General features: G+C 43.2%; 1 protein-coding gene. It reads left to right on the top strand.

Features of this window, described 5'->3' with window-relative positions; all coding sequences use genetic code 11:
* Window positions 1-1441 (top strand): ATP-binding protein (locus AB4496_RS25450; RefSeq protein ID WP_372132621.1); only part of this gene is annotated, 1441 nt, incomplete at both ends.

Raw genomic sequence — 1441 nt, forward strand, 5'->3', positions numbered from 1 at the left:
AGCAAGAAGAGCTAACACAAGCAAGACAAAGTGCTATCGCCGCAACTGAGGCCAAGTCTCGATTTTTGGCAAACATGAGTCATGAAATCCGCACTCCATTGGGAGGGATTGTTAGCTTGTTGGAATTGTCTGAGCAATATGAAGTTGGTTATGAAGTTCAGAAAATCCATACAACGCTGAGTCAGTCGGCGAATAACCTACTGCATATTGTTAACGATATACTCGATTTCTCGAAAATTGAAGCCGGTAAGCTGACCCTAGATTATCAGCCTGCAAGTCTAGATACATTGACTCTTAGAGTGACTCAGTTGCAGGCGAGGCAAGCTCACGCCAAAGGGTTACAGTTCAAATTTTGGTTAGACCCTGAGTTGAATGATTTAGTCTTAATGGATGACATTCGTATTGGGCAAGTTCTGAATAATTTGTTGAGCAATGCCATTAAATTTACAGAATATGGAACCGTAGGTTTAGCGGCAAAGTTACTCGACCTGGATGGTGAACAGCAACAAATTTGTTTCGAGGTGTTTGACAGTGGCATCGGTATCAGTGAAGAACACATTCGAAACCTATTCCAACCTTTTGTTCAAGCCGATGAAGGAACCACGAGGAAATATGGTGGTTCAGGCCTTGGTTTGACTATCTCGAAGCAACTTATTGAACAAATGGGTGGGAGTCTTAACGTAACGAGTAAGATCAACATTGGTTCAACGTTCTCTATTACGCTGCCGCTTAAAACGCTCGCTGAAAATAACAGGGCGGACATGAATGGCAAGGTGGCGCTACTTACCAAAACGTTCATGCAGCAATCTGAATTAGAGAACTATCTAACATCTTGGGGTATTAAGGTTATCTCAAAGAATGTTCAGGTGACTAAAGAGCTCGCACACTGGGTCGATACCATTGAGCCTGATTTTGTGTTTATTCCTCATGAGCTAGATCAGAGCATTGATACGTTCGCCGAAAGCGTGCAGTTTATTTGTGTCAGTGAACAAGGAATGCTTTCGCCTGCGCCATGCAAATTGGGCTGGAATCTGTCAGCAAACCCATTGTTGCCTTCGCAGTTGATGCACTGTTTGCACAACTGTCCTGCGTTTGTGGAAGATATTGTCCAAGATGATAATAATCTGAAATTGAGTACTGAGTCGCGTGAGTCTGCCAAACAGAATCAAAGACTTATCTTAATAGCGGAAGATCACCCAATCAATCAACAGATAATTCTTCAACAAATTGAGCAATTAGGTTTCCATGCCGACATGGTAGATAACGGCAAGGAAGCACTTGTTGCCTTAGATAATGAAGATTATGGGCTGCTAATTACCGATTGCCACATGCCTGAGATGGATGGGTATGAGTTAACAAGGCAGATCCGAGTAAAAGAGCAGAGCCAAAACCAACCTCGTCTTCCGATCATTGCGTTAACCGCAAACGCTGTACAAGGGGA

It is taken from the genome of Vibrio sp. 10N.222.46.A1 (assembly GCF_041473595.1).
Classification (GTDB): domain Bacteria; phylum Pseudomonadota; class Gammaproteobacteria; order Enterobacterales; family Vibrionaceae; genus Vibrio; species Vibrio tasmaniensis_A.